The organism is Amycolatopsis sp. NPDC054798 (genome assembly GCF_053611505.1).
The window spans coordinates 1-24,976 of sequence record NZ_JBSHAM010000091.1; the positions used below are offsets into that span (position 1 = coordinate 1).

The window sequence follows — 24,976 nt, forward strand, 5'->3', positions numbered from 1 at the left end:
GATCGCGCTCGGCGCGTTCGGCATCGGCTCGGAGACCACCGTGGGCACGGTGCCTTCCGCCTACCTGCTCGCCCTCGTCGCGATGCTGTTCACCGCCGCGAGCTACGGGAAGATGGCGGCCGCCCATCCGGTCGCCGGCTCGGCCTACACCTACGTCCGGAAATCCGTCGACGCGCGGGCCGGTTTCCTCGTCGGCTGGGCGGTGCTGCTCGACTATTTCTTCCTGCCGATGGTGATCTGGCTGATCGGCGGCGCCTACCTGTCGGCCGAGTTCCCCGGAGTGCCGCGCTGGGCCTGGCTGATCGCTTTCATCGTCCTGACGACGCTGCTCAACGTGCTCGGCATCAAAGTCGCCGAAAAGGCCAACTTCGTGCTCATGGCGTTCCAGCTGCTGGTGATCGGCTTCTTCGTCGCGCTGTCGATCAGGCACGTGCTGCACGCCGGCGGCGCGCTGGCGAGCGCCCAGCCGTTCTTCCACCCCGGCGCCACGCTGGGCACGATCTCCGGCGGCGCCGCGCTGGCGACGTACTCGTTCCTCGGCTTCGACGCCGTGACGACGCTGACCGAGGAAACCACCGAACCGCAGCGGACGATCCCCCGGGCGATCCTGCTCACCGCGCTGATCGGCGGCGGGATCTTCGCGGCACTCGCCTATTTCACCCAGCTGGCGCACCCGGGCAGCGCGTTCGCCGACGAATCCTCGGCGGCCTTCGAAATCGCCACCACCATCGGCGGCGACCTCTTCGCCTCGGTCTTCCTGGCCGGGCTGGTGGTCGCGCAGTTCGCGTCCGGAATCGCGGCGCAAGCCAGCGCGTCGCGGCTGATGTTCGCCATGGGCCGCGACGGCGTCCTGCCGCGGATATTCGGCAAACTCCACCCGCGGTTCGCCACCCCGGCCTTCGGCATCCTCCTCACCGGAGCCGTCGGACTGGCGGCGCTGGCACTGGACGTGAGCACGTCGACCTCGTTCATCAATTTCGGCGCGTTCACCGCGTTCACGTTCGTCAACATCAGCGTGCTCGCGGCCTGGCTGCGCGACCGCTCCGGAAAGCGGGTGCTGACCTGGGTGGTCTTCCCGGCCATCGGTGCCGTGGTGGACCTGTGGCTGCTGGTCAACCTGGACGGCATCGCGCTGGTATTCGGCCTCGTCTGGCTGGGCATCGGCATCGTGGTGCTGACCGCGATCACGCGCGGGTTCCGGCGTCCGCCACCGGAGATGACGTTCGAGGAGTAGTGCAGAAATCCCTGGCTCAGCCTTCTCCGTGGCTATCACCGAGGCGGAATAACAGCGCACTATCAGCTCACAAAGCGAACGAAGATCGAACAGACAAGGCGCAACAAAACAGCCCGCTGTCATGCCCCAGCACCGTAAGACGGATGCCCAGTCCTCTCCCGTAACCCCACGGGGGTGCTGACCGTCAAGGAACTGCACCCCGGCCAGCGACCGCCTCTCGAAACATCCTGGATGCGTGGTGCGCGACGCGAACGATCCGGGGCTGCCGCGTACGGAGTCGACCGCAAAGCTTGCCCATCGCATCGCGGCGGCCGTGCGCCGCGCCACGATCTTGAATACGCCGCAAACATCAGAAGAAGCGGGTTTCTCTAGATCCAATCTCCTTTACGCTGGCTTGCAGAACAGACGGCAACGGCTGCACGCGCAAGCATCGAACGCAACGAGCATCCGAAACGAAAAGAACATTTCCGAGCAGACGACGATCCGTCAACGCAGCAATGTGCGCTGCAACCATCAAGAAAAGCGGGACCGACTCTCTTCGACCGCCCCGGGCCGGCCAAGGCATCGACCCCACGGCGACTGCACTGACGCCGAGGGCGACCGGCCCCTGCCGCTCAGTTCGCGCGACATAAAGGAGCGGCGCAACCCTGGTCACCCTGCCCAGCGACTCCTTCGAGGGTTCTCCGGCGACGACAGCCTGACCGCACCGTCTATTGCGAGCATCGTCATCGCCGAACAGCGCCCCGGGTTCACCCCGCGCCTGCCCGAACTCAACACAGTTCGTCCCGGCCACCGCGCCCGGCGAAGGCAAACCGACGACAGTCCACGCAAGCGACCAAATGACAGCCGCGCTCAAGAACTCCTTAGGCAGCGCTAAAATCCGGGCAAGACCCGGTGCCGCCGGGGATCGCCGCAGTCCACCGTTCACCGGGGAAGCACCTTCTCCGGCAGCGTTGGCGGCGGGCTCCATGCCCGCAGCCCGCGCGATTGCAGATCAAAAAGAAATCTGCATCCTTTCAGGTGAAGCTGCGCGCCGATGGGGGCATCCCAGATGCGCGGAACACGCAGTCGTGTAGCGGCTCAAGCTGCTGCTGGCCGCGGTGACTCGCGTCGAGATCGCCGTCCGGCACTCCCGACGCCGGCGATCCCTGCATGTCTGAGCTGGCTTTATGCACCTCCGGCACTGGGACAGCCAGCGCAAGACTGCCGCGGCGAAGGCGTGGAGAAAGATAGGGAAATCCGTCGAAGTTGATCTTGAAACGGTCGAATCCACCGTTTGCGGCCATCGTGTGGGTTCGTGAAGGCTTTGCAGCATGAACGAACGCGATGCCGGCGGTGTGTGGGCGCCCGTGACTGAGGAGGGCTGCATTCCGGAATCCATCCGGCGCGAAGGAGCGTGGGTGCCGCGCCCGCTGCCTTCCGACGTGGTGCTGGCGACGAGCACCCATCGGGGGCTGGCTCGAGCCGAACAGTCGCTGGGGCGTCTCGACGAGGCAGCCGAGCGTTTGCCGGACCGGTCATCCCTTGTGTACTACACGATGCTGCGCGAGGCCCAGAGTTCCGCGGCGCTCGAGAACGCCAGCGTCTCGCTGAAAGACGTCTTGCTGGCCAAGCTGCCGGGCGCGAAGACCGTGGCCGAGCCGGAAGTCGAGGCGATCACCCGGTACCTGGACGCAAGCCGTCGCGCCTTCGACAAGGTCCGAAGCGGCGGGGCGGTGGATCTGCCCCTGCTGGGCGAGATCAGCCGCCAGCTCGGCCCGGTGCCGTCGCCGCACGAGAAGGGAGCCGGATTCTGGCGCGAACAGACGAGCTGGATCACCGCTCGCGACGGCACAGCGGTCGTCGCCCACACCCCGCCAGGCCCTCACCTGCAGGCAACAGCGCAGCAGTGGCAGGAATGGGTAAGCGCAGATCATGACTTGCCCCTCGTCGCCAAGCTCGCCATCGGGCACCCGCAACTGGAGCTGATCCACCCTTTCGCCGGCGGCAACGGCTACGTCGCGCGACTCTACGTCAGCTTGGAACTGGTCCGCGCCGGTGTTCTGCGCGATCAGATCCTTCCGTTGTCGCGCTGGCTCGACCGCCATCGGGACGAGTACTACCGGCAGCTGCGTGCCGTCGTCGACACCGGGAGCTTCGAGAACTTCATGGTTTTCTTCGCCCAAGGCGTAGAAGGGCTGTGCACCGAGCAGATCGACCTCATCAAACGCATGGAGAAGCTGCGAGCAGACCACCTCAAGGCGGTGCCGGGAACGGGCAACGCCCGGCGAGTGGCCAGCGAGCTGATCGGGATGCCGGTGACCAACCACCACCTGATCGCGAAACGGTTCGGCATCTCGGTCAAAGGCGCGACCGACGTCGCCACGAAACTCGTGCGGGCCGGACTGCTCGACGTGAAGGACAACGCCAAGTACAACAAGATCTACATCGCCCACGACGTTCTGGAGCTGCTGAGCAGCCTCGACCCTGTTCCGCCTGCCAGCGACGACGCGGTCTTCGAGTAACCGGCACGCCAGCGCAGTCCGCCGACACCCAGCTTTCCCACACCGAGGACATCTGCCATGCAGCACGCCCTTCACCAGCACCGGCCGCCGGGCCGTCACCGTTCCCGAAGGCGCCCTTGTCATCAGACCGGCGCCCTCCTGGCAGGCCTCGTCGCATCGGCCGTCACGGTGGCCGTGTTCGCCGCCCGTAGTGCTCGACAGCGTCGAAAGTCTTCAACGGCAGCGATCCGTCGTCCGGGGTAGCCAGCAGCGACCGCACATAGTCGGCTCCCTCGGCGTCCACGTCCACCAGAAGCGCCAGCGCGCCGCTGAAAGCCTCTCTGGCAGCGCGGATTTTCTCGCTCATCCACTGCGCACGACCAAGCATGATCAGCAATTCAGCGCGGGCACCAGCCTCGACCGCGTCGTCTTCGCCGGCGAGCGCGACGGCGCGAATGAGGTGCGGCACGGCAGCGGCAGCGCGGCCGGCGTCAATCAGCACTAAAGCCAAGTCGCGCAACGCCCTCGACGCGCCGCGGTTGTCGTGAACACGGTCGCAGGTGGCGATGAGGTCGGAAAGGACGTCCATGGCGCGGTGCAGACGACCCCAACGGCGGTAGAAGTCGCCTAACGTGGTCAAGGTCGAACACACAACGTCGTGGTTCTTCCGTGCCCGAGCGAGACTGAGCGCCCGGACCCACCGGGCCTCAGCCATCAGCCAGTCGCCGGCCTGGTCCGCGCACTCCGCTGCGATCCTCAGCAGGTCGATCAGCGCGGACGGGTCGCGGATCTCGATCGCCGCGCGCTCGCCTGCTTCAGCGAAGTCGTTCACCCACGTCGAATCGCCCACCAGTCCGGCCACCGGCCACCAGGCGCGCGCCAAGCGCACCGCATCCTCCCCCAGCCCGTTCCCGAGCTCCCACCGCAGCAGCCCCACGACAGACCAGCACAGCGACCGCAACCGAGCCACGTCCGCCGCGTGATCAGCCGCGGCCGCGGTCTCGTGAGCCACAGCGCCCAAGTGCCGCCCGAGCCGTGAAGCGAGAGACTTCTTCTGCTCGAGAGGAATATCGACCGGACTCTGCTCAACGCTGAGCACGGAGCCGGCACCGTCCGCCGCGGCCGGTCCCGCCTCGGCGAGGAAGCCGCGCTCGATCAGCTGCCGGAGGCGTGCCCGCAAAGTCTCGTCGTGCTCCCCGCTCGCCACGGCGAGCACCTCGAGAGGCAACTGATCCACCTCGCAGACGACGAAAGCGCACAGCAGAAGGTCGTCGTCGGGATCTCGGCCCAACGACGACGGGACGCCATCGCTCACCAGCCAGCAACCTTCCCCAGCGGGTCCTCGCCCGCCGACACACCGTTGCTTGCCTAGCGCGCCCTCCCCAGCAACCGGCCCACGGTCATCAGAACACCCTCGAGCGACTAGCTAACCACTTCCGCGGCAACCGACGCGACCGCTCACGAGGTGAGCCTCGGCGTAATCTGGCTCACCCAAGCGTGCAGGGCGCGCCGAAGCCGCGCGCAGGTTCTCCCACAAGTTGATCTTGGCTGTCAACCAGCACCGCAGCAAGTCCGCAGGTCTCCCCGTATGGCGCGGGCGCTCGCGCCATCGCAGCGGGCGTGGTGCCGACAGCCGTCACCGTTACCCGACCGAGGGGGCTCCCGTGCACTTGCGCCCGCCGTGCCGCGTTCACCCCATGCGGGCGGAGCAGCCTCGTGTGCACGACCGCGGCCGACGTGCACAGCCGGTTCGCCCCGCGCGAGCAGGGGCAGTCCAGTGGTCGACAGCTGATCGTCCCCCTGTCCCGCGGCACCGCCCAAACCCGGCGTCCCGGTCCGCTCGGCAACCACCGAAACGCCAAGAAAAAGTGATTCAAGCCCAGCACTCCCTGGTCGATCCTGAGGTCAAGCGGCGATCTCCCCGGGCGAGCGGGGGTTGAGCCAGAATGACTGTCATCTTTTGCAGACGCCACCAGGTTCTCCTTCGAAAAAACCGGCCCTGCGGATACACCGGAATCCGCCACGCCGTTCCGCGTGAACCATTCGCGTCAAGAAGCCGCGCATTGCCAGTTTTCGGCTTGTCCGCCCCGGCACGGTCCAGCCCCATCGCCCCTGGACGACCGCGGCACCAGATCCGGCCGACCGCCCCCGCCGCGTCGTGGCCTAATCCGCCAGTTCATCGCACGCAGGCAAGACTCGACCCAGCTTCGGACCGGGTCCAGGGACTCCCGGACGGCAATTCCGAGGACGCCGCGCTCTCGGACTGGGCCCGCCGCCACGGGGAAGCGGAGCTCGTGGCTGCGCCGCGGAACGCGGATGTGCGAGTCTTTCAGCTGCTGCCCCGTCTGAGAGCCAGGAACGGACTATCCGCCCCTGGCAACCGTCCTGACCGAAGCGGCGCTCCCGCCATCGCGGCCGTTGCTGGACCTTGGCCGCGGGCCGGCGGTTTCGCCCTTTCCGACGCGGAGAATTCGGTGCGGTCAGCCTGCCTTCGCCCGGAACCTGGCCACAGCCGGCGAGGAAGCGAACCAGGCGGCCCGACCAAGAGGACAGATCGCCGTCACCGCCTGGGGCCCCTTCTGAACTGCGAGGCGATGGCGTACCTCCTCGGCTCGGCGGACTGCCGCCACCGGCAATGCCCGCGCCGGGTCTGAGGGAGCTGGCCGCGGTTCGCCCATTGCTGTCGCGAGCGGATCTGGGCGTCCCCGGGAACGGCCGCTGTCGCGTCCCTGGCGTTACCCCGACCTGAAGCCCGCTGTCCGCGACCTGCTCTCGCCAAGCCCGCGGCGGCCGCGATCCGTCAAGTCAGCCGGAAGCGAGTCGCGGAAACCGTCACCGGCACCAGGATCACGACCACGGACAGGGACGTTGGTCTCCAGGCGTGAAGGCCCTAGCCCCTGGAGGCCCCGGGATCCCTGGCCCCAAGCTGGACGCGCCGCGCGGACAGACGCGACGGCTTCGGGCGAGGAGGATGCAAGTGCCGCAATTGTTTCCGGCGCACAGCGCGCCGCACGGGACCAAGATCGCCGTCGTCGGGGCGGGTGCGGTCGGTTCCACGATCGCCTACGCCTGCCAGATCCACGGGGTGGCCCACACGATCGCGTTGTACGACACTGACCCGGCCAAGGTCCGGGCTCAGGTGCTCGATTTGCAGCACGGCAGCATGTTCACCCCGACCTCGGCGATCGTGGGCAGCGACGACGTCGGGGTGTGCGCGGACGCGGACGTCGTGGTGATCACCGCCGGAGCAAAACAACGGCCCGGGCAGAGCCGGATGGCGCTCGCGGAGGCGAATGTGGCGATGTGCCAGGCGCTGGTGCCGCGTCTGCTGGAGGTGGCACCGGACGCGATCCTGGTCCCGGTCACCAACCCGGTCGACGTCATCACCCACGCGGTCCTCGCCGTCAGCGGGCTTCCGGCGCACCGCGTGGTCGGTTCGGGCACTGTGCTGGACTCCTCCCGGCTGCGGTCGCTGATCTCCGAACGCGCCGGGGTCGGCGTGCCCAGCGTGCGCGCCTACATCGCCGGAGAGCACGGCGACAGCGCGGTTCCGTTGTGGTCAGGAGCGTTCGTCGGCTCGGTGCCGGTGGCCGGCTGGACGGTCGACGGCACGCCGACGTTCACCAGGACTGTCCGGGACGACATCGCCCGTACCGTGACCAACGCGGCCTACGAGGTGATCGCGGGCAAGGGCGCCACCAACTACGCGGTCGGGCTGGCCGCTGCTTACATCCTCGACGCCATCCTCGGAGACCAGCGCCTGATCCTCCCGGTCAGCAGCCTGGTCCAGGACTTCCACGGCATCGACGGGGTGTGCATGTCGCTGCCGCGACTGGTCGACCGGCGCGGGGCGGGCAGTCCGGAACCTGCGATTCCTTCCGCGGAGGAACTCGCCCGGCTCCGAGTGTCCGCCGGGCAAATCCGCAAGGTGTGCCGCGACCTGGGCCTGTGAACCGGCTTCCCGGCCGGAGGTATCGCAGCCGGAACGTTCCGGGAACTGCCCGGCGGACGATGAAAGGCACAGGGCAGGACCGGCACGAGGACGGGACAGCATGAGCACGAAGAACAGCAGGGAGACGGGCGGTTCCCGGATTCGCGGGGCGGCGTGGGCGGCGGCCGTGCTGATCGCCGCTGCCGGGATCGGCCCGGTGCAGATCGGCTCCGCGAGCCCGCAGCAGGTCCAGCTGACGGCTTCCGGCCCCGGCACCGCGCCGGGCACCGCCTCGGGCGAAGGGCCGAACTGGGAGCCCGTTCCCGGGCGGGTGTCCGCCTGAACGGAATCCGCAGCGCCTTCGCACTTCCGGAAAGCCGCATCCCGACAGGTCGGAGAAATCGTGCAATCCCTTTCCTTCAGCGCGCCGGTGGTCACCCCGAGTCCCCGGGAAAAGCAAATCACCGAGTACCTGGTGATGGGACATACCTACGGTTCGATCGCCCACCGGCTCGGCATCAGCCCGCACACCGTGGACACGTATGTCCGTCGCATCAAGGTCAAGCTGAGCGTGGCCAACCGCTCGCAGCTCATCGTCTCCGCGCTCAACGCGGGATGGGTGGCACCGCTCGCGGCCGGTTCCCCTCGATGAGCCAGAGGCCGCCGGACGCCGCGGAAGAAGCGGGATCCTCAGTCCTCGGCGGGAAACCGGCAGGCGCCCGCGGCGGCCAGTTGCCGGTCGCGACGGCTTCACTCCCCCTCGGCATCGGAATACGGCCGGGAACTCCGAACGGTTCCGGGCACCGGGTCTGGACGCGGCTCGCGCCGACGCGGAATACGCGCGTCCGGAGTTTTCGCGAGCGCGGGAGCGACGGCCTCGAATTTCGACGGCGAATACGCGAACACCGCCTTTCCGCAGGATGCGGACAGGCGCTGGATCGCGATGGGCTCCGGTCGAAACCGCCGCGATCCGGAAAACCGAACGGGGCCGCCAGACCCGCGGCCGGTCCGACGGCCCCGGCTGTCACAGGCAGGCGCTGCGGCAACCCTCGCCGCCCGGCGGCGGAGGGCACGGATTCGGTCCCTCGCCCGACGCCAAGGTCGCGGTGGCGGGCGCGGCGATCGCCGATCCGAATCCCGGGGCGGCGATCCCGAGCACCGCGGCCAGTCCGACGGCCGCGACGAGCCGCCGCAGCATCGGTGCCCGGCCAGCGCTCGCGTCCGCGCCGACGGTCTTGGTGGCACTTCCTCCCGTGTTCTTCCTGGGTTCATCAGGGAATCGGCAGTTCCTCGCGAGTTCCTTCCCCAGTACCTGCGCGGGGCGGGCAGCGTGCTCCAGGCTGATCGGGCGGCTGAGCATCAGGCCAGCCCGGCGCGTGGTTCGCCAGCCGGGCCGAAGGACGCCTTCGCATCGTCAACGACGGAGAAAACTTTCAAACTGGGGGCGCGAGGTCATGGGGCAAGGCGGCACGGAGCGATTCACCGGTGCGCGATGGAGGCGGGGCGGTTACCCGGCGGCTCCGGTGCCGGACCCTTCGGTGCGGCTGCTGCTGGTGTTCCCGGACCGTGCGCTGGCTGACAAAGCGGTGCGCGCGGGGCTTGTTGTGGGAGCACTGGTGGAGCCGGGCCGCAGCGGTGCGGAGCTTTCCCTGGCACCGGACCAGGTGTTGCGGCTCGAAGAGGGCGAAAGGGCGGATGTGGCCGAGGCGGTCAGCCGTTTGGTCAAGGAACACGGCTTCACGCAGGTGCTCGACGCGGCGGGACTGCCGGTCCCCGCCCGCCGGTTTTCCGGTGCCCCGGCGAGGCAGGCCGGGCGGCCGTTGCGCGTTGCCCCGGACACGTTCGGGCGGGCGTCGTCCTGCGATCCGGGCCGGCGCACCGTGGAGACGGTCGCGCAAGTGCCCGCGGCGGTCGCGGAACTCGGCGGCGCGGTGGTGCTCCGCCGGGGTCCGGGCGAGCAGGTGGTCGAAACGGCCGACGCGCTCGAACAGTGGGTCCGGGCACAGGAAACGGCGACGCTGCCGAGCCCGGTGACGGTGGAGCTGATCGAGGAAACCGAACTGGTGGCCACAACGCTGACGGTGAACGGGATGCACCGGGTCGTCGGCATCGTCGAAGCCCACGCGGCGGGAGCCCGGCGGCGGCTGGTGTATCCGGCGCGGCTCGCCGAGTCCGAGGCGGTGCGGGTCCGGGCGGCTGTCACCGGCATGCTCGATCTCGCCGACCACGAGTTCGGCCCGGTCCAGACCCGCGTCGTGCTGGCCGGCGGCGCACCGTATGTCGCGGGCGCGCTCCCGGGTTTCAGCGTGCACCGGGTTTCCGAACTCCTCCAGACCGCGACCGGGGCCGATCTGCCCACCGAACTGTTCCGCGGACTCGCGGGCGCGCCGATCGAACCGCCGCGGCCGAGGTGGTTCGCCGCGGCCGAATGCGAGGCCGGAAACGCCTGGTTCGCCGGTCGCGAAGCCGAGCAGGCGTGCCCGCCGCGGCCGCCGGCGGAAGGCATTTCGGCCGAGGCCGCGCTGGCCCGTCTGGACGAACTCCGCGTGGAGTAAGCAGAACGGCGTCAGCCGCGCGCAGCCGCGGGCACCCCCAGCTCGTCGAAGATCCGGTTCCCCTCCCCGCACCGGGCCTGCCCGTCGGCCACCCGGCCGAGCGCGATCTCGGCCAGCCCAGCCCCGAGCAGCGCGCGGGCTTCGGCCACCCGGTACCCGATGGCGGCCGCGACCCGGTAGGCGCGCTCGTGGTGGACCACCGCGGCGTCGTGCCGCCCTTGCGCCCGGCGCAGCCTTCCGATCAGGTTGTCGATCTCCACCTGCCGGATCGGGGTCCAATGGTCCCGCCCGTGCCGCAGTCCCCGTTCGGCGAACTCGCTCGCCTGCTCCGGGCGGCCCCGCCGCAGCGCGGTCAGCGCGGACAGCGCGTAGACCAGCGCGGCGTCGCCCGCCGCCGCCCCGAATTCCTCGACCAGCGACCGGGCCCGGTCCAGCTGGTCCTCCGCCTGCTCGTCGTCCTCCGCGCCGAGATGGGCGGAGGCCAGATCCGCCCGGGCGACGATCTGGTGCTCGTGGATGCCCAGCGCGCTGTCCAGCGCGACTCCCCGCGCCGCGGCCTCCGCCGCCTCGGGATAACGAGCCCACTGTTCGTACAGCGAGCTGAGATTCACCAAGGACTCCGCCTCCGCGCGGCTCGCCCCCAGCTCCCGTTTGATCCGGATCGACTCGAGCAGCAGCGGCAGCGCCTCGGCGAACCGGCCGGCGGCGCCGGTCAGCAGCCCCAGCATCCCGGTGTCCTTCGCGAACCCGCGCTGATCGCCCCGGTCGCGGGCGATCTCCAGCGCCTCGGCGGCCGCGTCGATGCCCGCCTCGAACCGGCCGAGTTTCCACGCCGCCACCGCCAGATTGGACAAGCTCAGCCGCAGCAGTTCCGGATCCGCGAGCCGCCGCGCCGACCGCACGGACAACTCCGCCAGTTCGAGGAAAGCGGTGTACAGCCCCACCGCGTCGAGCTGGAAGACGACATTGCGGGCCAGGTGCACCACGTGCCGGTCGAATCCCCGCTCGTGCGCCAGCACCGCAGCCGCTTCGAGCGTCGGCTGCTCCCGCGCGAGCCACTGCCGTGCCAGCTGAGGATCCTCCAGCGGCGACGGATCCGGCTGCCCGTCCCCCGCTTCGGCGCCCAGCCGCAGGCGCCCGGCGAACAGCAGGTCGCACACCCGGTCGCTGGTGCGCACCAGATAGTCGAGAAGTCGTTCCAGCGCCTGCCGGATGTCCGCGGCCGTGCCGGGGTCCGAGTCCCGCAGCACCTGGCGCACGAAACTGCGCACCAGGTCGTGGAAACTGTAATAGCCGAACTCGTGCTGCTGCAGCATGTGCGCGTCGAGCAGGACCTCCAGGATCTCCTCCGCCTCGTTCTCCGGCGCCCCCAGCAGCACCGAGGCCGCCGCGACGTCGATGTCGCGGCCCGGATGGAGCCCCAGCAGGCGGAAAGCCGCGCGGTGGCGCGCGTCGAGACCCTCGTAGGAGATCTTGAGCGTGAGGTCGACCCCGCGCTGGCCGGAACGCAGCTCGTCCAGCCGGCGCGATTCGTCGCTCATCCGGTCGACCAGGTACCCGATCGTCCAGCGCGGCCGGTTGGCCAGCCTGCCCAGCGCGATCCGGATCGCCAGCGGCAGATGCCCGCACAACGCGACCAGGTCCGCGACCGCCTCCGGTTCGGCCGCCGCGCGCCGCGTGCTCAGCACCGCGGCGGCCATCGCGCTGCCGTCCTCGTCGGTCATCGCGCCCAGCGACATCCAATGCGCGCCGTCGAGATCGACCAGCCGGGTGCGGCTCGTGATCAGCACCAGCGACTCCGGGTTCGGCGGCAGGAGGGGCCGCACCTGCGCGACGTCGGAGACGTTGTCCAGCAGGAGAAGCACGCCGCGGGCGGCGATCGCCGCCCGCCACAGGCTGATCCGCGCCGCGGGTTCGTCGGGCACCTGGTCCGCCGCGTACCCCCGCATCCGCAGCAGCGCTTCGGCCGCGGCGAAGGCCGTCATCGGCTTCTCGTCCGGGGCGAACCCGCGAAGGTCGAGGTAAAGCTGCGCGTCGTGGTAGCGGCCTGCCACCGAATAGGCGACGCGGACCGCGAGCGAGGTCTTGCCCGCCCCGCCCATCCCGTCGATCGCGACGATGCACGGACCTTGCCGGGGACCCTGGTCGAGGCAGGACCGGAGCACGCCGATCTCGTGTTCCCGGCCGACGAAATCAGGCAGATCGTTCGGCAGCGATCCGGCGCCCGCCCGCGAGGGGCGGCTCCCCGCGCCGTCCGCCGCCGCGGTTTCCGGCACGTCGAGGGCGAGGGCGGGGTCGTTGCGCAGGATCTGCTCGTGCAGCAGGCACAGCTGGCTGCCGGGATCCAGCCCCAGCTCCTCGCCCAGCAGGGCGCGCACCTCGGCGAACACCTCCAGGGCCTCCGCCTGCCTTCCCGAGCGGTACAGGGCGAGCATCAGCTGCCCGCGAAGCCGTTCGCGCAACGGATGTCCGGCGATGTGCGTGCGCAGCTCGCCGACCAGTTCGGCGTGCTCGCCGCGGGCCAGCCGCACGTCGGTCAGCTGCTCGATAGCGGCGGTGTGGCGCTCCAGCAACGCGGTGCCCGACGCCTTGATCGGCAGCCCGGCCTCGTCCGCGGGGACCGGACCCCGCCACAGGGCGAGCGCGCGTTCCCAATGCCGGGCCGCCTGCTCCGGCTCGCCGCTCCCCATGGCGTCCCGCGCACGGTCCAGCAGGACCGAGAATTCCAGGCAGTCCAGCTGATCGGCGCCGAGCAGCATCCGGTACCCCGAGTTCTCGGTGACCAGCACCTCGGCCCCGCCCGGGATCAGCTGCCGCAGCCCGGCCACCGCCTTGCGCACCTGATGCGCCGCGGTCGCCGGCGGCTCCGCCTCCCACACCGCGCTGACGAGCTGAGCGACCCGCAGCGTGTGCCCCGCCTCCAGCACCAGCGCCGTCAGCACCCGCTCCGGCACCAGCCCGCCCAGACGGACGCGCTCGCCCCCGACCAGGCATTCGACCGGGCCCAGCACGTTGATCCGCAGCCGCGGCCCCGCCTCGCCGGCGCCCGGCAGCCGATCCGCCGCCGGGCGCTCCGGGCGGCGAAGGGGTTTCTCTCCGCCTTTCCCGGGAGCACGGCGGGGCACGACGGGCGGGGGCACGGTCATCCGGCACCGCTCGAAGGGCGCACGCGGCAGTGACGAGGCATGAAAAACGCTCCTGCGGTCCGAATGCGGATAATCGAAATCCGGTATTGTCCGGTCCGCGCCCGCCGAAAGCGCGAAGGGAAACACATTCGCCGCGACGGCGTCAAATCCGGTGCGGCCGGCGAAGCAGCGAATCCTCTCTCGGTCGAGCGAAGCGGAAATCCGGCAGCTCTCCGACGGCCGATACCCGGCCGCACCGTGCTTTTCCGGGCAACGGACGATATTCGGCATGGTAGCGGAAACCCGCGGCAGACGGCGCACCGATCACCATTCGGCCCAGTTCGGCCGTCGCGGCCGGACCGCCAGCACAACCGCGATCCGGCACGAGGGAAACACGGCTCGCACGCGTGCCGAGTCGCGCTGAGGCAATCACGCTTTCCAGAAATGCCACGCGGAAGCGGCGCCGTCAAGCCCAGAGCTGCCGGTAATCGTGCGAACACGCCTGGTCAGGACCGCATCGGGGCCCGGTGTGCCCCGAATGGCGGCCAGCGAGGGGAATTCGGCGAATACGACCGCCCAGCGGATTGCCCGATCGGCCACGTTTTCTTGCACTGGAGAACCTCCGGGCCGAGGGTCTGACCGGAGTATCGGGCGGCAATGGCCGCGACAGTACGCGAGCGGGTTTCGTGGTCATTGCCCGCATTCACAGTGGCCGCGATACCGGTTTCGAGATGGTCCGCCGTAAAAGTCCGGCGAGAACTTACGTCGCATTGTACGAGCTATTAGGCACTTCACGACGAGGCCCCCGGACCCGCCGGAGCGGATCCAGGGGTCTCTTCCCTGTGGTGATCCTCAAGCAGGAACGGCAGGAGCCGCCGGAACGAAGCGTTCGAGAAACCGGGTGTCGTGGCGGGCTTGCCGGAACCGCGGATCCGCCAGCACCTCGCCGAGATACCCGGCGGTGGTGTGAATCCCCGGGCCGGCGGCCCGCAGCTCCTCGAGCGCGGCACGCATGCGCGCGATCGCCGCGTCGCGGTCCGGGCCCCACACGATCAGCTTGGCCAGCAGCGAATCGTAAGCGGCCGGGATCCGGTAGCCGGGGAACGCGTGGGTGTCGGTCCGGACGAACGGGCCGCCGGGCACGGCGAACTCGGTCAGCGTGCCCGGAGCCGGGCGGAACTGCCGGGCCGGGTCCTCGGCATTGATCCGGCATTCGAGGGCCGCGCCGGCGGGCCGGACGTCGGACTGGCTGTGGCGCAGCGGCTGCCCGGCGGCGATGCGCAACTGCTCGGCCACCAGGTCGATCCCGGTGACCATTTCGGTGACCGGGTGCTCGACCTGGATCCGGCAGTTCACCTCCATGAAGAAGAACCGGTGCTCGGAGTCGACCAGGAACTCCACCGTGCCCGCGCCGGCGTACCCGGCGGCCAGCGCGCCCCGCACGGCCGCGCGGGCGATCCGCCCGGTCACTTCCGCGGGAAGGCCGGGGGCCGGGGTTTCCTCGATCAGTTTCTGGTGCCTGCGCTGCACCGAGCAGTCCCGCTCGCCCAGATGGATGCCGTTTCCGTGGCTGTCGCACAGAATCTGCACTTCGACGTGCCGCGCGGCGGTGAGGTACCGCTCCAGGTAGACCCGGCCGTCGCCGAACAGGATCCGGGCGTTCGCGCTGGTTTCCCGGAAGGCTCCGGCCAGCTCGCCCGGCCGCCACACCACGCGCATCCCCCGGCCGCCGCCGCCCGCGACTGCCTTGACGATCAGCGGATAGCCGATCTCGTCCGCCAGTTCGGCTGCCTGGCCGAGGTCGGCGACCGGCTCCACCGCGCCGGGCAGCAGCGGCAGGCCGGCCTCGGCCATCGCGGCCCGCGCGGCCGACTTGTCGCACAGCCGCCGCATCACGTCGGCCGGCGGGCCGATGAACACCAGGCCGCTGGCAGCACAGGCTTCGGCGAAGTCCGCGTCCTCGGAGAGGAACCCGTAACCGGGGTGGACCGCCTGCGCCCCGGAGTTGAGCGCCGCCTGGATCACCGCCGCCGCGTTGAGGTAGCTGCGTTTCGGAGCCGCCGGGCCGATCTGGACGACCTGATCGGCCAGTCTGGTCACCGCCGACTCGCGGTCGGCGCTGGAACACACGGCCACCGTCTCGATCCCGAGTTCCCGGCAGGCCCTCGCGATCCGCACGGCGATCTCGCCCCGGTTGGCGATCAGCACCCTGCCGAACCCGGTCACGACGGCCCGATCTCGAAGAGCCGCTGGCCGTGCTCGACCGGTTCGCCGTCGTCCGCCGGCACCGCGACGACCCGGCCGTCGCGATCCGCCTCCACCGGGATCATCAGCTTCATCGCCTCCACGATCCCCAACTGCTGGCCGGCTTGCACGATGCTGCCCACGTCGACGAACGGCTCCGCTCCGGGCGAGGGCGCTCGGTAGAAGACCCCCACCGTCGGCGCCGGGACGAACCAGTGTCCGGGCGGCGCCGTCCCGGCTTCTTCGCCGGCCGGCTCCGGCTGCGCCGGCCGCTCCGGTGCCGCCGCGGCGGTCCAGGCGAGTTCGATGTCGACCCCGCCCGCCCGGACGACCAGCGAGCTGGGTTTGCGCCCGTCTCGGGCCAGCAGTTCGGCGACAGCTCCGGCCGCCTCCCGCAGGACGTACTTGGTGAACTCGGCCTCGCTGTCGGCTGCCGCCGCGCCGTCCGCCAGGGAATGGCCCCAGGACCGCGCATTGCCGTTCTCCACGCTGACCGCACTCCTTTCGTCAGGCCCGAGCCGGGTCCGGCGCGCCGATCCGGCGAAACCGGCGGTGCCGCCGCTCGAGCAGTTCTGCCGCGGGCAGCTCCGCCAGCGCGGCGGCCACGGCGTCGCGCAGCCGGTTCGCCGCCGCGAGGTGATCGGCTTGCGCACCGCCCTCGGGTTCCGGGATCACCCCGTCGACCAGGCCCATCCGCAACAGCTGCCGCGCGTCCATCCGCAATGCGCGTGCCGCCTCGGGGGCCGCGGCGGCGTCCCGCCACAGGATCGCCGCGCACCCTTCGGGGCTGATCACCGAATACACCGCGCCCGAGCACATCAGGACCCGGTCGGCCACTGCCAGCGCCAGCGCCCCGCCGCTGCCGCCTTCGCCGAGGACGACCGCCACCGTCGGCACCGGCAGGCCGGCCATCAGCCGCAGGTTCTCCGCGATCGCGAAGGCCTGCCCGTGCTGCTCGGCCTCGACCCCGGGATAGGCGCCCGGCGTGTCGATCAGGCTGACCACCGGCAGCCGCAGTTTGGCCGCCAGCCGCATCAACCGGGCCGCTTTGCGGTAACCGGCCGGCGAGGCCATGCCGAAGTTCCGGCCGGCCAGTTCGGCGGCCGTGTGCCCTTTCTGGGTTCCCAGCAGGACCAGCGAAACGCTGCCGATGCGGGCCAGGCCGCCGATCAGTGCCGGGCAGTCTTTCCCGAGCCGGTCGCCGTGGAGTTCGACGAAATCGTCGAAGGCCAGCCCCGCGTAGTCCAGCGCGGTCGGCCGGGAGATCTCCCTGGCCTGCTGCACTGCCTGCCATGGGTCGCGTTCCGGCAGGCCCTCGGGCTCCGTCACGGTCGGCGATTCCCTGGAGAGGACAGTGAGATCCGGCGCGCGGAGCAGCCCGAGCAACCTGCCCAGCAAGGCGCGCAGCTCCCCGCGGGGACAGCGGATGTCCACGAATCCCTTGTCCAGCAACGCCTCCGCGGTCTGGAACCTCGCGGGCAGCGGCTGCTTCATGGTTTGCTCGATCACCCGGGGGCCGGCGAAACCGAGGCGGGCTCCCGGTTCCGCGACGATGATGTCGGCCAGCGTGGCGTAAGAGGCCGCCACGCCGCCGAACGTCGGGTCGGTGACCAGTGACAGCACGGGGATTCCGGCCGCGTCCAGCTGCCCGAGCATCTGGCTCGTCTTGGCCATCTGCAACAGCGACCAGGCGCCCTCCTGCATCCGGGCTCCCCCGGAGGCGCTCACGATCAGCAGCGGCGTCCGGCGGCGCAATGCCGTTTCTCCCGCTCTGGTGACGAGTTCGCCCACCGCGCACCCGAGGCTGCCGCCGAGGAACCGGAAGTCCATCACCGCCGCCACCACCGGATGCCCGTCGATCGTCCCGCTCGCGCACAGCACCGCCTCGGACAGGCCGGTGGCCTCCCTCGCCGCCGAGCGCCGCTGGGGATAAGGCATCGTGTCGTGGAATTCCAGTGGATCGGGATCGCCGAGATCGGCGTCCAGCGACCGGGCCGATCCCTCGTCGAACAGGGCGGCCAGCCGCTGCCCGGCGGTCATCCGCAGGTGCTCCCCGCAGTCCGGGCAGACCCGCAGTTCGCGCTCGAGGCGGCTGGCGAAGACCGCGGCGCGGCAGCGCGGGCACAGCACCCACTCCGCCGTCGCGGCGACCACCGGTGTGCCCACGATCAGTTTTCCCTTCGCCGGTAACGAAACGCGGTTTCCCGGCGGCCAGCATTCGCCGGGCCGATCGACGGACGGTCAAGCCCGGTTCGAAGCCGGCGGGTCCACCGGCGTTCCAAGTTCGCTCGAGTCCGTCCGGCCAGGCTCGCCTCGTGCAGCCTCGGCCGCCACCGGAACGGGGGCGAGGGCAGCGGAGGGAGACGCAGTGTCTGCGACGGACGTTGGCCGACGGGTCCTGGTGACCGGGATCGGCGTGGTGGCGCCAGGCGGGATCGGCGCCAAGCAGTACTGGGACCTGCTGACCGCCGGGCGGACGGCGACCCGGACGATCTCGCTGTTCGACGCGTCCCCGTTTCGCTCCAGGGTGGCCGCGGAATGCGATTTCGACGCCGAGGCGGCCGGGCTGACCCAGCGGCAGATCCGCAAATGGGACCGCACCACGCAGTTCGCGGTGGTGGCGGCGCGGGAGGCGCTGGACGACAGCGGGATCGTCGGCGAACTGGAACCCGAGCGCACCGGCGTGGCCATCGGCACGGCCTGCGGGATGACCATCAGCCTCGACCGCGAATACGCGGTGGTCAGCGACAACGGCAGCAAATGGGCGGTGGACGACGAGCACGGCGTTCCCTACCTCTACGACTATTTCCTGCCGTCGTCGATGGTCGCCGAGATCGCCTGGATGGCGCAGGCGGAAGGGCCGGCCGGCATCGTGTCCACCGGCTGCACTTCGGGGATCGACGTGGTGGGCCACGCCAGCGACCAGATCATCGACGGAGAAGCGGACGTGATGATCGCCGGGGCCTCGGACGCGGCCATTTCCCCGATCACGGTCGCCTGCTTCGACGCGATCAAAGCCACCACGCCGCGCAACGACGAGCCGGAAAGCGCCTCGCGGCCGTTCGACCGCACCCGCAACGGTTTCGCGCTGGGCGAGGGAGCGGCCGTTTTCGTCCTGGAGGAGGCCGAGCACGCCCGGCGCCGCGGTGCGCGCGCCTACGCCGAGATCGCCGGACATGCCGGGCGGTGCAACGCCTACAGCATGACCGGCCTGCGCTCCGACGGGAAGGAAATGGCCGCGGCGATCACCGCGGCACTGGACCGCGCCAGGGTCGGCCCGGCCGAAATCGACTACGTCAACGCGCACGGTTCCGCGACCAAGCAGAACGACCGGCACGAGACAGCCGCGTTCAAGGCCAGTCTCGGCGAGCACGCCTACCGAACGCCGATCAGCTCGATCAAGTCGATGATCGGCCACTCGCTCGGCGCGATCTGCTCGCTGGAGGTGGCGGCCTGCGCACTGGCGATCGAGCATTCGGCCGTCCCTCCGACAGCGAACCTGCGCGAACCCGATCCCGAATGCGATCTCGACTACGTGCCGCTGGTGGCCAGGGACCGGCGGCTGGACGTGGTGCTCAGCGTCGCCAGCGGATTCGGCGGGTTCCAGAGCGCGGTCGTGCTGGCCAAGCCGGGGCGGAACCGGTGAACGCCGCGCCGCGCCGCACCGCGCCGGTGGTGACCGGGCTCGGGGTGATCGCGCCGAACGGCGTCGGGGTGGCCGGCTACTGGGACGCGACGCTCTCCGGAGTCTCCGGGCTGGGGCGGATCAGCCGCTTCGACCCGGCGGGCTACGCAGCCGAGGTCGCCGGCGAGATCAACCTGGATTTCCCGCGGTACCTGCCCAGCCGGTTGCTGCCGCAGACCGACCACATGACCAGGCTCGCCCTGATCGCCACCGAGGAGGCGCTCGCCGACGCGAACGCCGACCCGAAGGAGTTGCCGGAGTACGCCGCCGGCGCGGTCACCGCGGCCTCGGGCGGCGGGTTCGAATTCGGCCAGCGCGAGCTGGAAGCGTTGTGGCACAAGGGCGGTCAGTACGTCAGCGCCTACCAGTCGTTCGCTTGGTTCTACCCGGTGAACACCGGGCAGATCTCGATCCGGCACGGAATGCGGGGCGCGGGCGGGGCTCTGGTGGCCGAGCAGGCCGGCGGCCTGGACGCCGTCGCGAAGGCGCGGCGGCACGTGCGCGCCGGCACACCGTTGATGCTCACGGGCGGTGTCGACGGTTCGCTGTGCCCCTGGTCGTGGATGTGCATCACGCGTTCCGGTGCGGTCAGCCCGGTGGCCGACGCCGAACGGGCCTACCTGCCCTTCGACCGTGCCGCTACCGGCAACGTGCCCGGAGAAGGCGGCGCGTTGCTGGTGATCGAAGACCCGGCCTTCGCCGCCGAACGCGGCGTCGACCGCTGCTACGGCGAGATCGCCGGTTACGCCGCGACCTTCGACCCGCGCCCCGGCTCCGGTCGGGAGCCGGGGCTGCGCCGGGCCGTGCTCACCGCACTGGCCGACGCCCGGGTCGCCCCCGGCGAGGTGGACGTGGTGTTCGCGGACGGCTCCGGCGTGCCGGAACTGGACCGGATCGAGGCGGAGACGCTCGCGGCTGTCTTCGGAGCCCGGGCGGTCCCGGTGACGGTCCCGAAAACGATGACCGGCCGGTTGCTCGGCGGCGGCTCGGCGCTGGACCTCGCGACCGCGGTACTGGCGCTGCGCGACCAGGTGATCCCTCCGACTGTCCACATTGACCACCCAGCCTACCCCGGCATCGTCGACCTCGTACGCGATCAGCCGAGAGAAGCCCGCTTGGCCACCGCGCTGGTTCTCGCCCGCGGGCACGGCGGTTTCAACTCGGCCGTGCTCGTGCGGCGGCACACCCCGGAAAACCAGGAAAGGAACCCTTTGCCATGACCGAATTCCGGATCGAAGAGCTGACCCGGCTGCTGCGCGAGTGCGCGGGCGAGGACGAGGCGATCGGCCTCGACGGGGACATCATGGACACCCTGTTCGACGATTTGGGCTACGACTCGCTGGCCCTGTTCAACACCGTCAGCCGGATCGAGCGCGACTTCCGGATCAGCCTGCCGGACGACACAGTGGCCGAGGCGAAGACGCCGCGGGCCTTGCTGCAGGAGATCAACGCTTGCCTCTCCCGGTCCGCCTAGTGTCCTGAATGGACTGTGCGGCCGCGGACCGGCACTCGAGAAAGGCAGTGGAATGTGCGGAATCGCCGGCTGGGTGGACTTCGGCCGCGACCTGAGGCGGGAACGCGCGACGGCACAGGCGATGACCGCCACCATGGCGTGCCGGGGCCCGGACGCCGAAGGCCTGTGGACGGACCGGCACGTCGCGCTGGGGCATCGCCGGCTGGCGGTCATCGACCTCGACGGCGGCCGCCAGCCCATGGCCGCCGAGGAGAACGGATCGGCGGTCGCCGTGCTGACGTTCTCCGGCGAGATCTACAACTTCCGCGAGCTGCGCGCGGAACTGATCTCGCACGGGCACCGCTTCCGCACCTCCAGCGACACCGAGGTGCTGCTCCGCGGCTACCTCCAGTGGGGCGAGGAGGTGACGGCCAGGCTGAACGGGATGTACGCGTTCGCCATCTGGGACGTGCCAGGAGAGCAGCTGCTGCTGGTGCGCGACCGCATGGGCGTCAAACCGTTGTACTACCTGCCCACCCGGACCGGAGTGCTGTTCGGGTCCGAACCGAAGGCCGTGCTGGCCAATCCCGTCGCCCCGCGCCGGGTCGGCGCCGACGGGCTGCGCGAGGTCTTCGACATGGTGAAGACCCCGGAAAGCGCGGTGTTCACCGGGATGCGCGAGGTGCGGCCGGGCCAGCTGGTCCGGGTCGGCGCGAACGGACTGGCGCGACGGCGGTACTGGGAGCTGACCGCGCACGAGCACACCGACGACCTGCCGGCCACGATCGCGACCGTTCGCGAGCTGCTGGCCGACACCGTGTCCCGGCAGCTCGTCTCCGACGTTCCGCTGTGCACGCTGCTGTCCGGCGGGCTGGATTCCTCCGCCGTGACGGCACTGGCCGCCCAGTCGCTGGCTGCTGAGGGCCGCGGGCCGGTGCGGTCGTTCTCCGTCGACTTCGCGGGCGCGGCCGAGACCTTCCAGCCGGACGCGGTGCGCGGCGCCGCCGACGCGCCGTTCGTCCGGGACCTGGCGCGGCACGTCGGTGCCGACCACACCGAGGTGCTGCTGGACAGCGCCGACCTGACCGATCCCTCAGTGCGGGCCGCGGTGCTGCGCGCCACCGACCTGCCGCCCGCGTACTGGGGCGACATGTGGCCTTCGCTGTACCTGTTGTTCCAGGCGGTGCGGACGCGCTCGACGGTGGCACTGACCGGCGAGGCCGCCGACGAACTGTTCGGCGGGTACCGCTGGTTCCAGAACCCCGGTGCGGTGCACGCGGACACCTTTCCGTGGCTGACCTCTGGTTCGGCACGCTACTTCGGCGGCATGGGCCTGCTCGATCCCGGCTTCCGGCAGAAGCTGGACGTCGAGGGCACCCGGACAGCGCGCTACCGGGAGGCGCTCGCCGAGGTGCCGCGGCTGCCCGGGGAGGACGCCGTGGACCGCCGGATGCGCGAGATCACCTATCTCAACCTGACCCGTTTCGTGCAGACCTTGCTCGACCGCAAGGACCGGATGAGCATGGCCGTCGGGCTGGAGGTGCGGGTGCCGTTCTGCGATCACCGGCTGGTGGAGTACGTGTTCAACGCGCCGTGGCGGCTGAAGCGCTTCGACGGCAGGGAAAAGAGCCTGCTGCGCGCGGCCGTGGCCGATCTGCTGCCGGAATCGGTGGTGCAGCGGGTGAAAAGCCCTTACCCGGCCACCCAGGACCCGGGGTACGAGGCGGCGCTGCGCGCCGAACTGGCGGAGGTGCTGGCCGACCCCGACGCTCCGGTGCTGCCGCTGCTGGACGTCGCGAAGGCGCGCAAGGCGGCACAGCGGCCGGTCGGCGAGGTCAGTTTTCCCTACGACCGCGGCAGTCTCGAGCTGGCCCTGTGGCTGAACCGGTGGCTGGATTCCTACCGCGTCACCCTCGACCTGTAAGGCCACGATCCCGTCGGCGGGCTGGGGCACGGTTTCGTTCGAGACCGCGCCCCAGCCCGTTTCGCCTTGCGCGGAATAGCGCGGAAAGCCTCCTCGCGGGCCCCGGCCGCCCGGACGGCAATCCACAGTTACGTCGGGTTAGCAGAATTATCAGTCGAACTAATGAGGGTACGAAATCTTCCGCCCGCGCCCGAATCGCGCGCGGTTCCCGCGGCCGCTGCGAACCTCGCGGCAGAGCGCGCTTATACAACCGGCGAGGAACCGGCCGTCCCTGCTAAGCTCGAGTCACGGATTCTCGATCCGGGACACGACCGGCTATCTAGCCGACGCCAAGTCGCGAAGGGAGCCAGGGGCATCGCGCGCAATAACGTCCGGGCACGACCAGCAAAACGGCAGCGCCGCATATTCGGCGCTTCACGCAAAAGCGAGGTACACATTCAATCCCGCCCACTATAACGGCCGGGGTTCCAGAGGGGAACTCACATGGGGGAAGCAAACGAATTCGTCACGATACTACTGGTCGAACCTCAGACCCTGCTCAGGGAAGCGCTCCGGGACGCGCTGGCCGGCGAGCAGGATCTGCTCGTGGTCGCCGACACCGGCGACCATCGGGCGGGGGTCGAACTCTCGGCCGAATTCCGGCCGGACGTGATCCTGATCGACCCGGGCTCCGACCCGGAGGCGATCGCCACTATCGCCACGTTGCAGAAATCCATTTCCCGGTCGAGGCTCATCGTCCTCGCCGGCGGCGACCATCCGCTGCTGCGGGACATCCTGTCGATGAATCCCAGCGGGTATCTCAGCAAGAACGTGACCCTGCGCGAACTCGTCGGCACCATCCGCATGGCGATCGCCCATCCGGAAGGAATAGTGGTGTCCGCGCCCAAGATCAGCCTCGCCCGCATCCGCCAGGAGACCCGGACCTCGCTGTCCGACCGGGAGGTGCAGGTCTTGCGCGAAGTCGCGGCCGGGCTCAGCAACGGGCAGATCGCGGCGAAGCTGCACCTGGCGGAGGGCACGGTGAAACGGCATCTGCGCAACATCTTCACCAAACTCGGCGCGGTGTCCCGGATCGACGCGGTGAACAAGGCGGTGTCGGCGGCGGTCATCGCCCCGCCGAACCTCACCGCCCTGCCCCGCCGCGCCCGCGGCTGAACGCTTCGCCGGACGGCGCGTCCGCCCCGCCCGGCGGGAGCGTTCCCGCTCCAGGCGCGGGCGGGGCGCGCCTGCCGCAAACCGGCGTCCGCGCGGGCGGAAACCGGCCGGCCCGGCATTCCCCGCGCGGATGTCCGGCGGCCTGCCGAATACTCCGAAAGTGACATTTCCCGGTGCGCATATCGGACCGCGGCCGATATCCTCCGACGCACCCCTCTGTCGCCGGATCAAAGTCATGGCTAGCGTGGTCGGGGTCCGCACAGAAAGGATTCCGCACCGATGGAATTCAGGCTACTGGGCCCAGTCCACGCCAGCGAGAACGGACGGCATTGCACGCCGAACGCGCCGAAAGTGCGGCAGGTGCTCACCCTGCTGCTGGCCCGCGCGAACCAGGTGGTCAACATCGACACCATCATCGACGAACTCTGGGGCGACCATCCTCCGCGCAGTGCTGTCACGACCACGCAAACCTACATCTATCAGCTGAGGAAAATGTTCATCGCGCGACTGGGAAAGGCGCCCGGCGAGCACAGGATCGAAACGCTCCAGCCCGGATACCTTCTGCACGTCGGACCCGACGAACTCGACGTGACGGTTTTCGACCGGCTGACGGCCGAAGCGCAACGGCGGCAGTCCGCGGGAGATCTGCACGGCTGCTTGGACCACACCGCCAAAGCACTGGCGTTGTGGTCGGGCAACGCGCTTTCCAACGTCGAAGCGGGCCGGATCCTGCAAAGCTATTCCACACATCTGGAAGACCGTCGCATCGACGCCAACGAACTGCGAATAGAAGCGGGTCTCGTGCTGGGACGGCACCGGGAGCTCATTCCCGAACTGCGATCGCTGGTCGCCGCGCACCCTTTCAACGAATGGTTCCACGCCCAGCTGATCTACGCGTTGAACAAGGCCGGACGCCGGGCCGCAGCACTGGAGGCATACCAGTCGGTGCGCACCCTGCTGGCCGACGAACTGGGCTTGGCGCCATCGGGGAAATTGCAGCAGGTCCACCAGGAGGTGCTGGCCGTCGAGGTCGCGCCGGCGCCTCGGCTCAAGGCCGTGAACGCCTAGTCCCGGCAGCCAGCACCCGCCGACCGGCCGGGCCGCTGGCTGCCGCGCGGTGCGGCTTCATCCGTCCCGCGCGCGAAAGCCCCGGTGCGCGGCCGCACTGAAAAGCGTTCCGCGACAAC

Annotated in this window: 21 protein-coding genes; 14 read left to right on the forward strand and 7 right to left on the reverse strand. The window is 70.1% G+C overall.

Annotated elements, in window-relative coordinates; all coding sequences use genetic code 11:
• Positions 1-1,234: APC family permease (locus ACWGIC_RS36455; RefSeq protein ID WP_452080486.1), on the forward strand; the 1,234-nt coding region annotated here is incomplete at its 5' end.
• A 235-nt stretch (positions 1,235-1,469) separates the two neighbouring features.
• Complete coding sequence (locus ACWGIC_RS36460) at positions 1,470-2,111, forward strand: hypothetical protein (protein ID WP_452080487.1); 642 nt, start codon at positions 1,470-1,472, stop codon at positions 2,109-2,111.
• A gap of 139 nt (positions 2,112-2,250) precedes the next feature.
• On the opposite strand, the gene ACWGIC_RS36465 is transcribed toward ACWGIC_RS36460, so the two are convergent.
• On the reverse strand, positions 2,251-2,520 hold the full coding sequence (locus ACWGIC_RS36465) for a hypothetical protein (RefSeq protein ID WP_452080488.1): 270 nt from the start codon (positions 2,518-2,520) through the stop codon (positions 2,251-2,253).
• A 114-nt stretch (positions 2,521-2,634) separates the two neighbouring features.
• On the opposite strand from ACWGIC_RS36465, the gene ACWGIC_RS36470 reads away from it, so the two are divergent.
• Positions 2,635-3,738 (forward strand): Fic family protein, encoded by a 1,104-nt coding sequence (locus ACWGIC_RS36470; RefSeq protein ID WP_452080489.1) that lies wholly within the window; start codon positions 2,635-2,637, stop codon positions 3,736-3,738.
• 163 nt (positions 3,739-3,901) lie between these two features.
• Here ACWGIC_RS36470 and ACWGIC_RS36475 read toward each other — a convergent pair whose 3' ends face one another.
• The gene (locus tag ACWGIC_RS36475) at positions 3,902-5,032 is read right to left on the reverse strand and encodes a tetratricopeptide repeat protein (protein WP_452080490.1); all 1,131 of its coding nucleotides are present in this window, start codon (positions 5,030-5,032) and stop codon (positions 3,902-3,904) included.
• Between the two features lie 401 nt (positions 5,033-5,433).
• Between ACWGIC_RS36475 and ACWGIC_RS36480 the strand changes: the two genes are divergently transcribed.
• The 4 genes from ACWGIC_RS36480 to ACWGIC_RS36495 all read left to right on the forward strand — a co-directional run bounded on the left by ACWGIC_RS36480 (position 5,434) and on the right by ACWGIC_RS36495 (position 8,300).
• Positions 5,434-5,589 carry a hypothetical protein gene (locus ACWGIC_RS36480; protein WP_452080491.1) on the forward strand — a complete coding sequence of 52 codons (156 nt, stop codon included), beginning with the start codon at positions 5,434-5,436 and terminating at the stop codon, positions 5,587-5,589.
• Between the two features lie 1,105 nt (positions 5,590-6,694).
• Entirely contained in the window at positions 6,695-7,669 is a 975-nt protein-coding gene (locus tag ACWGIC_RS36485; RefSeq protein ID WP_452080492.1) for an L-lactate dehydrogenase, read from the forward strand.
• A 100-nt stretch (positions 7,670-7,769) separates the two neighbouring features.
• Positions 7,770-7,991: a hypothetical protein gene (locus ACWGIC_RS36490; protein ID WP_452080493.1), complete on the forward strand. Its 222-nt coding sequence runs from the start codon at positions 7,770-7,772 to the stop codon at positions 7,989-7,991.
• Positions 7,992-8,051: 60 nt separating this feature from the next.
• Positions 8,052-8,300, forward strand: a complete 249-nt coding sequence (locus ACWGIC_RS36495; RefSeq protein WP_452080494.1) for a response regulator transcription factor — start codon at positions 8,052-8,054, stop codon at positions 8,298-8,300.
• Between the two features lie 372 nt (positions 8,301-8,672).
• Here the strand turns inward: ACWGIC_RS36495 and ACWGIC_RS36500 are convergent, their stop codons facing one another.
• A complete protein-coding gene (locus ACWGIC_RS36500) occupies positions 8,673-9,008 on the reverse strand; it encodes a hypothetical protein (RefSeq protein WP_452080495.1) in 336 nt (111 codons plus the stop codon).
• Between the two features lie 163 nt (positions 9,009-9,171).
• On the opposite strand from ACWGIC_RS36500, the gene ACWGIC_RS36505 reads away from it, so the two are divergent.
• A complete protein-coding gene (locus tag ACWGIC_RS36505) occupies positions 9,172-10,203 on the forward strand; it encodes a hypothetical protein (RefSeq protein WP_452080496.1) in 1,032 nt (343 codons plus the stop codon).
• Positions 10,204-10,214: 11 nt separating this feature from the next.
• Here the strand turns inward: ACWGIC_RS36505 and ACWGIC_RS36510 are convergent, their stop codons facing one another.
• The 4 genes from ACWGIC_RS36510 to accA form a co-directional block, all read right to left on the reverse strand.
• Complete coding sequence (locus tag ACWGIC_RS36510; protein ID WP_452080497.1) at positions 10,215-13,349, reverse strand: BTAD domain-containing putative transcriptional regulator; 3,135 nt, start codon at positions 13,347-13,349, stop codon at positions 10,215-10,217.
• A gap of 831 nt (positions 13,350-14,180) precedes the next feature.
• Positions 14,181-15,554, reverse strand: coding sequence for an acetyl-CoA carboxylase biotin carboxylase subunit (locus ACWGIC_RS36515; RefSeq protein WP_452080498.1), 1,374 nt, complete (start codon positions 15,552-15,554; stop codon positions 14,181-14,183).
• Complete coding sequence (locus tag ACWGIC_RS36520) at positions 15,551-16,060, reverse strand: acetyl-CoA carboxylase biotin carboxyl carrier protein (RefSeq protein WP_452080499.1); 510 nt, start codon at positions 16,058-16,060, stop codon at positions 15,551-15,553. Before ACWGIC_RS36520 ends, ACWGIC_RS36515 begins: the two co-directional genes overlap by 4 nt.
• A 19-nt stretch (positions 16,061-16,079) precedes the next feature.
• Positions 16,080-17,738, reverse strand: a complete 1,659-nt coding sequence (accA, locus tag ACWGIC_RS36525) for a carboxyltransferase subunit alpha (RefSeq protein WP_452080500.1) — start codon at positions 17,736-17,738, stop codon at positions 16,080-16,082.
• Positions 17,739-17,940: 202 nt separating this feature from the next.
• Here accA and ACWGIC_RS36530 point away from each other — a divergent pair, with 202 nt between their 5' ends.
• The 6 genes from ACWGIC_RS36530 to ACWGIC_RS36555 all read left to right on the forward strand — a co-directional run bounded on the left by ACWGIC_RS36530 (position 17,941) and on the right by ACWGIC_RS36555 (position 24,857).
• Positions 17,941-19,218 (forward strand): beta-ketoacyl-[acyl-carrier-protein] synthase family protein, encoded by a 1,278-nt coding sequence (locus ACWGIC_RS36530; protein ID WP_452080501.1) that lies wholly within the window; start codon positions 17,941-17,943, stop codon positions 19,216-19,218.
• A complete protein-coding gene (locus tag ACWGIC_RS36535) occupies positions 19,215-20,477 on the forward strand; it encodes a ketosynthase chain-length factor (RefSeq protein ID WP_452080502.1) in 1,263 nt (420 codons plus the stop codon). Before ACWGIC_RS36530 ends, ACWGIC_RS36535 begins: the two co-directional genes overlap by 4 nt.
• Positions 20,474-20,731: an acyl carrier protein gene (locus tag ACWGIC_RS36540; RefSeq protein ID WP_452080503.1), complete on the forward strand. Its 258-nt coding sequence runs from the start codon at positions 20,474-20,476 to the stop codon at positions 20,729-20,731. The genes ACWGIC_RS36535 and ACWGIC_RS36540 overlap by 4 nt, the downstream gene beginning before the upstream one ends.
• 52 nt (positions 20,732-20,783) lie before the next feature.
• Positions 20,784-22,634, forward strand: a complete 1,851-nt coding sequence (asnB, locus tag ACWGIC_RS36545) for an asparagine synthase (glutamine-hydrolyzing) (RefSeq protein ID WP_452080504.1) — start codon at positions 20,784-20,786, stop codon at positions 22,632-22,634.
• 483 nt (positions 22,635-23,117) lie between these two features.
• The gene (locus tag ACWGIC_RS36550) at positions 23,118-23,789 is read left to right on the forward strand and encodes a LuxR C-terminal-related transcriptional regulator (protein ID WP_452080505.1); all 672 of its coding nucleotides are present in this window, start codon (positions 23,118-23,120) and stop codon (positions 23,787-23,789) included.
• 279 nt (positions 23,790-24,068) lie between these two features.
• Positions 24,069-24,857 (forward strand): AfsR/SARP family transcriptional regulator, encoded by a 789-nt coding sequence (locus tag ACWGIC_RS36555; RefSeq protein WP_452080506.1) that lies wholly within the window; start codon positions 24,069-24,071, stop codon positions 24,855-24,857.
• Positions 24,858-24,976: the final 119 nt, after the last annotated feature.